4 protein-coding genes are annotated in these 9,832 nt (G+C 40.7%); 1 reads left to right on the forward strand and 3 read right to left on the reverse strand.

Annotated features, from left to right (window positions below):
• From F6K52_RS25630 to F6K52_RS25640, 3 genes are all read right to left on the reverse strand, one after another.
• Window positions 1-3,115: condensation domain-containing protein (locus F6K52_RS25630; RefSeq protein WP_293084783.1), on the reverse strand; the 3,115-nt coding region annotated here is incomplete at its 3' end.
• Window positions 3,116-3,117: 2 nt separating this feature from the next.
• Window positions 3,118-7,800: a non-ribosomal peptide synthetase gene (locus F6K52_RS25635; protein ID WP_293084786.1), complete on the reverse strand. Its 4,683-nt coding sequence runs from the start codon at window positions 7,798-7,800 to the stop codon at window positions 3,118-3,120.
• Between the two features lie 419 nt (window positions 7,801-8,219).
• Window positions 8,220-8,651: a beta-ketoacyl synthase N-terminal-like domain-containing protein gene (locus tag F6K52_RS25640; RefSeq protein ID WP_293084789.1), complete on the reverse strand. Its 432-nt coding sequence runs from the start codon at window positions 8,649-8,651 to the stop codon at window positions 8,220-8,222.
• 215 nt (window positions 8,652-8,866) lie between these two features.
• Between F6K52_RS25640 and F6K52_RS25645 the strand changes: the two genes are divergently transcribed.
• Window positions 8,867-9,832: GTPase (locus F6K52_RS25645; protein WP_293084793.1), on the forward strand; the 966-nt coding region annotated here is incomplete at its 3' end.

Here is a 9,832-nt window from a genome sequence, read left to right on the forward strand (position 1 = left end):
GTTGCACTACCACTGCTACTTGTTCTATTTCTGGCACTGCTTTGAGTTTTGCTTCCCATTGTTGCACTACGTTATCGTCAATTACTGGGAAACGCCCTAATGCTACTTCGTCTACTTTTCCTTTGTGGGTTAACGGTAAACGAGCCAGGGGAACATAAGCTCCTGGCATCATGTCTGGGGGTAACTGTTGTTGTATTTGGGAGTGTAATTGTTTCGGGTTCCAGACTCCGGCCATCACAACATAAGCTACCAGAAATGTTTGATGAGCTAATACATAAGCTTGTTCTACTTGGGGGGCTGATAATAGGGCGGTTTCGATGTTTGCTAGTTCTATTCGCTTCCCTTTGATCCATGTCTGCCGTTGTTTAGCTCCGACTATTTCTAGATAACCTTTGTTGTGATAACGACCTATTTCTGTTGTTGGGAATAGTCTTCCTAATTTGGGATGTTGGATAAATTCGAGTGATGTCTGTTGCTGCAGATAACCTCTGGCTAAACTGGAACCTCCGATATAGATTTCTCCTGGTACTCCTTTGGGGACTGGGTTTTGGTGTTGGTCTAGTAAATAAACTGATAACCGACCAGGGTTGCCTATGGGTACCTTTTCTCTGTTTGGTTTTTCTGACCAAGACCAGTGGGTGATTTCTCCTGCTGCTTCTGGGATACTGTAGAAGTTGTGCAATGACACTGGGTAGCTTTGGAGAAATTTGTTGGCTATTTCTGTTGATAGGGTTTCTCCACTGCAAAGAAGCGTACGCCAACTTTTGATAGATGTTACCGAGTTAGTTGTGTTTAACCACGAGGGGAGTTCTGATGGATACAGGTGAACTATGGTTACTTTGTACTGGTCGATTAATTTCTGTAATTCTTTGGGCTCTGAGTTGGCAGCTATAACTACACTACCACCACTGATTAGAGGTAAACCTATTTCTAGAATCGCTACATCTTGACTCAGAGAGGTTTTATGCAGCAGAATGTCTTGATTAGTTATTCTCAGGATTTCTTGTAGCCATTGTAAACGTTGAGCTACGCTGTGATGTTCTACTAAAGTTTGATTCAGAATGTAGGCGAGGTTGGTAGCTGTTGTTGCTGTGTTTAGGTTTTCTGTATTTTGTTTGGCTATTGATTCCCACTCGGTGTCTAGACACAGAATTTGAGCTACCGTAGCGCGAGCATCTTGCTCGCTATAGGTGTACCATTTTGATTTGAGGTGGTTTTGGGTTAATATTACTGAAATGGATGGCAAATTCTGTAATTTGTCTGTTGGAGCTATTGCTACATAAGCTCCTCCTGCTTTGAGTATGGCTAATAAACCTACTACCATCTCGAATGAACGTTCTACACAAATACCCACTGGCGTTTCTGGAACTACTCCCAATTTTTGCAAGTAATGGGCCAGTTGATTGGCTTTGCTATTTAATTGAGAATAGGTCAGCTTTTGTTGTCCAAATACTAATGCTATTCCATTGGGGTTGTTTTCGACCTGTTCCTCAAATAACTGATGAATACATTTGTCTGTGGGATAATCTGTTTTGGGTTTTTTCCATTCGTGCAGAATTTTCTGTTTTTCTGCTGCTGTTATTAGGGGGAGTTTTGAGATTTTTTGTTGGGGATTTGCTACTATTGCTTGTAGTAGAGTTTGGAAATGTGCCATCATCCCAGTGATGATTGCTCTGTCAAATAGGTCTGTGTCGTAAACAAAATAGCCTTCTAAACCTGATAGTGCTTCCCACAGATACACTTCTAAATCCATTACAGAGTTGAAACCTTCTTCCCTCTGAATTACCCTTAATCCTGGTAAATCCCAAGATTTCATTGATGGTACATCTGTAAAGCTAAATATCACCTGTACCAGAGGGTTGTAGCTTAAATTCCTTTCTAGCGAAAGTTCCTCTACTAGCTTTTCAAATGGTAAATCCTGATATTTATAGGCTTCTTGAGTTGTTTGTTTGATTTGAGTTAGTAATTCGGTAAAGCTACAGTCATCTGAACATTGAGAACGAAGTGCAAGGACGTTGGCAAACATACCAATTAAGGGTTCAATTTCGACTCGGTTGCGGTTAGCAATTCCTGTCCCTACTATTAAGTCAGACTCTCCACTATAACGATATAGTAGAACAAAAAATGCACTCAACACAGTCATAAACAATGTTGTACCTGATTCCTGACTTAGTTGCGTGAGTTTTTGTATCAAGTTCTGATTGAGTTGAAATTTTTCTAATCCTCCATGGAAGCTTTGCACTTGTGGACGTGGGCGGTCTGTTGGTAGGGGGGATATTGGGGAAACTCCTGCTAGTTTTTGTCTCCAGTAGCTCAGATGTTTTTCTAATACCTTTCCTGTGAGTCTCTGTCGTTGCCAGTGGGCGTAGTCGGCATATTGAATCGGTAGTTCTGATAATGGGGAGGGGTTTCCTTGACTGTAGGCTTCATACAATGTACATAGTTCCGATGCTAGTATGCCTATAGACCAACCGTCATATATTATGTGGTGCATGGTTAACATTAATATATGAGTTTCTCGGCTGAGTCGTACTAGGGTGAAACGCAGCGGGGGGCTTTGGGCTAGGTCAAAGGGTTTTTCTGCTTCAGTGCTAGCTAGTTGTTTGAGTTGAGTTGTTTGTTCCGGTGATGATGGTAATTCTACTGTTGACAGATTGATGTTGGCAACAGGATAAATTACTTGCATAGGTTTCCCGTCTACAGAGGGGAAACAGGTGCGTAGGTTTTCGTGTCGCTTGATGATTTCGTTGAGACTTTGCTCTAAGACTGTTACGTTCAGCAGACCTTCTATTTGTAGGCTCACCAGCAAATTGTATAACGGATTATCTGGCAAAAGCTGATGCCAAAACCACATCATTTCCTGTGCGAATGATAATGGCAAGGAGTTATTTCGATCAATAGGTTTTATTTGAGACTGCTGTGAGTATACAGATTGTTTGGCAGTGTGCAAAAAGCTGATTACTTCTTCTTTACGTTCTCGCAGTTGAGCCAGCAATGTGGGTGTAAGTTTTCCTTCAGGAGCACTATAGTGTAGTTGCTCTCCTTCAAGCCAAAGTTGGATATCTTGGTTGCGAAGCTCAAGTAAAAATTCTTCTATCATTTGCATTTGTTTCATACCTAGATAACTCCTTGATTACGTTGGTTAGCTGTGTTATCTTGGGTAATTTGATGTGTTTTAGCCGCCCAAATACACGCATCTATATACTTACTTATACTTTCCACTGTAGAAGATTCAAATATTTTGTTTAAAGGAAACTCTATGTCAAAACCTTGTCGTATTCGAGATACAACTTGAGTTGCTTTCAAAGAATGCCCACCCAAATCAAAAAAGAAGTTATCATATATTCCCACCTTTTCTATTCCTAACAATTCTTGCCAAATCTCTGCTAATGCCTTCTGTGTCTCCGTTTGTGGAGCTACATACTCCGTTGACACACTACTAGCCACATCCGGTACAGGCAAAGCTTTACGGTCTACCTTACCGTTAGGAGTCAGAGGCAGTTGCGACAACACCATCAACCCCGATGGCACCATATATTCTGGCAACCGCGACTCCAGATACTCTCTCAACTCCGGTACCAGTTGCTTTGCTACCTCGGAACTCAAGGGATTAGTCCCATAATGATGCCAGTTACTTGCTACCACCGATTTTTGAGTTAGGGGTGTTAACACTATCCCTTCTTGGGCTAACTCTCTGCGCACAAATACCCCATCCATCAATTCTCCTTTTCCCTGAGCAGACCAACACAACTCTAAGCTATACCCTAAATCCGAACTCAGTTCATATAACCTCTCTGGGTCGATGCCATTTACTGGCTTTGACTCTAACGTCTGCCTCAACTGCTGCACATTCTGTTTTGATTCTGGCTGTGATAGGAACTCCACTAAACCTACGTCATTAGCCACTCTCTCATTCACTAAACCACTAAAGCAAATTGATTCTGGCCCTTTGTCTCGCAGATAAGTTTCTATCTCTTGAGCACTCATATCCGCTCCACTTTCTACAGTCGGTGCTATTATTGATGCTGCTTGGGATTCTATATGCAACAGTACGCTATAGCGATATTTATTCAGTTCATTCTGTTCTCTTCCCCTCTCTAAACGTATTTGTACATTAGTTATTTCTGGATGTTTTTCTTTAAGAGCTACAAACAACTCTGGTGATACTAACAACTCGGTCTCCTGCTCCATTTTTCTGTCTATCTTTTCCTTGAGTTGTTCTACTGATAATGATGGAGTTGCTTGATACAGTTGCACCGAACTGTGAAAGGCTTTCATTAATGGCCGACTCCGGATATCCCCTATAAATATCATTCCTCCTGGTTTGACTACCCGGATACTGTTTTCTATTACTTGCAACAGATACTCCACACTGGGAAAACACTGGACTATGGAATTCAGCAATACGACATCGAAACTGTTATCAGCCACATCAGCCATGTTTTCGGCTCGTTTCTGTGCTAAGGAAACATGACCATATTTGTCTGGTTGCTGTTCTATTTGTTGTTTAATGTATTCTAATGAGACATTGGAGATATCTGTGCCGTAATATTTTTGTGTCTGGGGTGCGATTTGAAACAGGAGCATTCCTGTGCCACAACCTATTTCCCACACACTCTTTGGTTTCTGGGCTAATACTTGAGTTACTATATCTCCTGCCCAGATGCGCATTTGTTGTTCTGGTATTTGCTGGTTATCGTAGTTGCTTAACCATCCTCTGCTGTTGAATAGGGGGTCACTTACTTCACTTAGTTGGTCGTAGATTTTTTGGTTATATATATCTTGCCAATTATCTACTTGGGTTTCTGATAGTTCTCGGTTGAAGCTGGTTATGGTTTGAGTTTCTGGTACTATGTATGCTACTAGGCGTTTGTCTCCTGGGTTGTCTTCTCTTGCTAATACTACTGTTTCTTTGACTTTAGGGTATGAATTGATAACTGCTTCTATTTCTCCTGTTTCGATACGATATCCCCTGATTTTTACTTGGTGGTCTATTCTACCCAAGAATTCGATGTTGCCATCGGCTAAGTAGCGAACCAAATCCCCTGTCTTATATAATAATTTTGACTTTTGACTTCCCTCCTTGGGGGTAAGGGAGGGGTTGGCTTTTGAATTATCAAAAGGGTTGGGAATAAATTTATCGGCTGTAAGTTCGGGGCGGTTGTGGTAGCCTGTTGCTAAACTATCTCCTCCGATATGAAGTTCTCCCGCTACTCCTATGGGCACTGGTTGCAAATTTCTATCCAAAATATATACTTTGGTATTGGATATTGGCTTACCAATAGGTGGTGAAATACTGCCCTCCTGACCTGAAACTACCAACCCAGAGGTTGTAACAACTGTATTCTCTGTCGGACCATAGTTATTAAATACACAGAATGGTAAAGCTGCCGATGGGTAATTGTGCAGTTTGTCTCCTCCTGTGACTACAGTTCTCAATTCTGTTTTTGCAGGCCATTCTAAGGAACACAAATTCTCCAATAGAGGTGTGGGCACAAAACTAATTGTTATTTGTTCTGAGATTAGCCAATTTCTGAGTGCTTCTGGAGACAGACGAGTTTCTGAGTTGACTAAGTGTAAGCAAGCGCCTGCACTCAGGTAAGGCCAGATTTCCCAGACAGAGGCGTCAAAACCTACTCCGGCTATTTGAGACGCTTTGTCTGATGATTTGACTTCAAAAGTACCTTGATGCCAGAACACTAGATTTAATAATCCTTGATGGGGAATAGTTACCCCCTTTGGTTGACCCGTAGAACCTGAAGTATAGATAACGTAAGCTAACTGATTAGCTGTTACATGATTTTCGGGTATTTGCTGACTCTGTTGATTAATAATTTCTTCATCTGTATCCAAACAAATCACAGTTTCTATAGTTTCCGATAGATGATGCTGCCATTTTTCTTGAGTCAAGATGATGGATAGTTGTGCATCTTCTACCATGTACTTGAGACGGGAAGTTGGATAATTCGGGTCTAATGGCACATAAGCTCCTCCGGCTTTGAGTATGGCTAATAAACCTACTACCATCTCTACTGAACGCTCTACACATATTCCCACTAGGGTTTCTGGAACTACTCCCAATTTTTGCAAGTAATGAGCTAGTTGATTAGCTTTGTTATTTAATTCCCAATAGGTCAGCTTTTGTTCTTCAAATACTACTGCTATGGCATCTGGTGTTTTCTCTACCTGCTCTTCAAATAACTGATGGATACATTTATCATTTGGGTAATCTGTTTTCGTATTATTCCATTCTACCAATATCTGTTCTCGCTCTACCTCTGTCATTAATGGTAGTGCTGTTACTCTCTGTTGCGGAGCATTCACTATCCCTTCTAACAAGTTCTGGAAATGACCAGCAATTCTGGCAATAGTTTGCTCATCAAATAAGTCAGCATTGTATTTTAACAACCCCACTAGAGATGAGTCCTCTTCAAGCATGTCCAGGAATAAATCATATTGACTTTCATAGTGTTCGAGGACAAAAGGTTCTACTTCAAGTCCTCCCCAATTCATCAAGGTTTTTTTGCTGCTAAAAAAACACTTTGACACATCTTGAGATTCCTGGAATTTTTGTAGTACAAAGCCAGCCTGAAAAAGAGGAGCACGACTGGAGTCACGTTCTACCTCTAACTTTTCTACCAATAAAGCAAAGGGATAATCTTGATGAGCTAGCGATCCCAGGACTGTCTGGCGTACTTGAGAGAGGAAATCTCTAAAAGAGAGATTCCCTGACAAATCTGCTCTCATCACTACTGAGTCCACGAAGTAACCAACAAGAGAAGCAAACTCCGCTTTTGTTCTACCAGAAGTAGGAGAACCTACTAAAATATCCTCTTGACCTGTGTAACGATACAGAAGCACTTGAAAAGCAGCCAACAGAGTCATATACAGAGTTGCACCCTCTGTTTGAGCTAGTTCCTTCAGTTGTTCAGTCAACTTTTCGGATAATTTGAAGGGATAGCTGCCACCATTATCAGTCTGTATAGGGGGTCGTGGTTTGTCTATAGGCAAATTCAAGACCGGTAATTCCCCACCCAATCTTTGTTGCCAATAGTTCCATAGTTGTTCTCCTTCTTCTCCTTCTACTAACTCCTTTTGCCAACTAACATAATCTTGATAAGAATACTGTAGTGGTGGTAGGGATGCCTCAAGCCCATTTAGTTGAGCTTGGTAAAGTTGTGGTAGCTCTTTGGCAATTAAGTTGCAGGACCAACCATCTAAAGCAATGTGATGTATTGTCAGTAACATAATATGGTCTTGCTCGGAACAAGTGAACCACCTAACTCGCATCACTGGTTCTGTTTCTAGGTTAAAAGGATGTCTGTGAGCTTCAACTACCTTTTTGTTTAACTCCTCTTCACTCCAACTAGAAGCATCTATCTGTAAGAAGTCTAACTCTTGATGTTGATGTAGTTGTTGGATTGGTTGTTCGCCCAACTTCGAGAATGTACTCCGTAGTAGCGGATGTCTTTCCCTTAGAGCTTGAAAAACTTGTTGCCAAATAGTTATATCTACTTTGGAGTAGATCCGAACCGAAAATGACACATTATAATTATGACCCTGGGGTGATAGCTGCCACAAAAACCAGAGACCTTTTTGACCATAAGAGAGGGGATGGACTTGGGATATATCTGGATTTTCGTTTAGTAACTGTAAGATTTCTGATTGATACTGCTCTAATTCGGCCATAACATCAGTGGTCAGTACTTCTTGGGAACCTTCAGTTCTTAACTTTCCTCCATCACTCCATAATTTAACCCCTTTGATAGAAAGGTCTTGTAAGAATTGAATTAAGTTCATAGTTCTACCTTGATCCAGTTATTTCATTTACTGTTATCTGTGCGATCGCGTAGCGTAGCCCTTTGGGCTAATCGCGCCCCGCGTGGCCTACGGCCAATCGCTTTGATTTAGTTGTTACTTTAGTTGATTTTATATAGCAGCAATGGTGATTACTTACATAGTTTTTTTGTAGTGGTACACAAGTATTGATTTTAGCTCCCGAAACCTCCATTATGCCGTAGCAAAATCACTACATCTTTATCACTACCTTTTATTTAAAGGTTTGTGTATATCGATTAGGTAATTTTTCATGGCTAATACTGGAGCTGCTTTATTTTGGATATGAGCAGTTAATATCTTTTGCTCTCCTAGCTTGATTGAAAACCCAGTGACATCATAGGGGAGTAATATGATCTAATTCAGTTTGTGTAATTATCTCTTTATAATCTATTTTGATAATCATTTACAGTAAAACTAACAAAAACTCCTGTAGACTGACCTTCTAAGGGTTTTGGAATGTGCCCGTCATTTTCCATGGCTTCCCAACTAACTTCCAGAAGTAACCGATGTTCTGGATCGAGACTGACAGTGTCCCGAGGTGAAATCCCAAAAAAGCGAGTAAACATCTTACCTGGAACGCTTGGATCACTCACGGTTGTAGTAAGCATTAAATCCCAACCTTTAGCAGGAATTTCTGTAATCGCATCATTCGTTACAAGATCAGGTTGTGTATCATTTGTCAATGACTTATAGCAAGTATTATACTTATGAGGTACAAATTTATGGGTTTTAGGGAGCAGGGAGCAGGTAATAGGCAATAGGCAATAGGCAATAGGCAATAGGCAAGAGTGAAAAAATATTGTGTATCTCATAGCTATGAAAAAAATTTTTTTTGTATAAATGGTAACAGACACAAAAATGATTAACTCAATTTTGTGTAAACTTTGAATAAATCCCACACTAAAGCAGTTTTTTTGGTCAAAGTCAACAAATTTTTCGCTGACTTTAAACAAATATCAAGGATTTTGGTAAAATTTCATGACTGGATTCAAGACTTCTGGGTAATTGCTAAAGGAGAAAACTACTAATGTCAGAGCATATTTCCTTTGATGAACTGTTAGGCAAAATGAGCGAAGCCTATGAAGATGCCCAGAGCAAAGTTGAACAATGTAATGTTTTAGTAATTGGTAAAACTGGTGTAGGAAAAAGTACCTTAGTAAACACAATTTTTCGCTCTCGCCTGGCAGAAACAGGCGTGGGCTATCCTGTTACTCAAACCATTCGTCGTTATACCAAAACAGGTTGCCCGATTACAGTGTACGATACGCCAGGGCTAGAACTTAAAGCTGAACAGATTGAACGAGTAAGGGGAGATATCTCGAAACTAATTGATGATCAAAGGAAACTAGAGGCAAAAGAACACATTCATGTGGTGTGGTATTGCCTTAATCATGAGACTGCTCGATTGGATCCGATTGAGGAAGAATGGCTAAAGAGCTTCCAACAAAAAGATGTACCAGTTATCTTAGTGCTGATTCAAACCTTAACGAAAAAACGTAGTGAGTTTATTGCTTTCCTAGAGGGTAAGAATCTACCGGTTAGTCAGATTATTCCAGTGCTAGCACAATCAAAACCAATCGATGATGATTATACGGTGACAGCCCATGGTTTAGAGCGTTTAGTAGAAGTGACGGCAAATTTACTGCCGGAAGCCCAGCGCAAAGCATTTCTGAGAGAACAGATTAGAAATATTGAACTAAAAGCAGGTGAAGCGTTTAAATATGTTACGGGTTATGTTACTGGTTCAGCATTGGTTGGTGCCTCACCAATTCCGTTTTCTGATGCGCCAATCTTGGTAACGATGCAAACGGTAATGATTGCTAATATCACCAGCATTTTTGGATTAACGGTTGAAAGAGCCTTTCTGGGCATGGTGATATCTGCTCTTGGGGGTACAGGAGGAATGACTGCAGTGGGTAAAGTAATTGTCGCCAATTTACTCAAAATGATTCCTGGTGCAGGCACTGTTCTTGGTGGAGCAATATCAGGCTCA

The organism is Moorena sp. SIO3H5, from assembly GCF_010692395.1.
Taxonomy (GTDB): Bacteria; Cyanobacteriota; Cyanobacteriia; order Cyanobacteriales; family Coleofasciculaceae; genus Moorena.

Coding starts and splice junctions, on each gene's coding strand:
- F6K52_RS25635 (WP_293084786.1), bottom strand. CDS start 7,800: ATGAACTTAATTCAATTCTTACAAGACCTTTCTATCAAAGGGGTTAAA.
- F6K52_RS25640 (WP_293084789.1), bottom strand. CDS start 8,651: ATGAGATACACAATATTTTTTCACTCTTGCCTATTGCCTATTGCCTAT.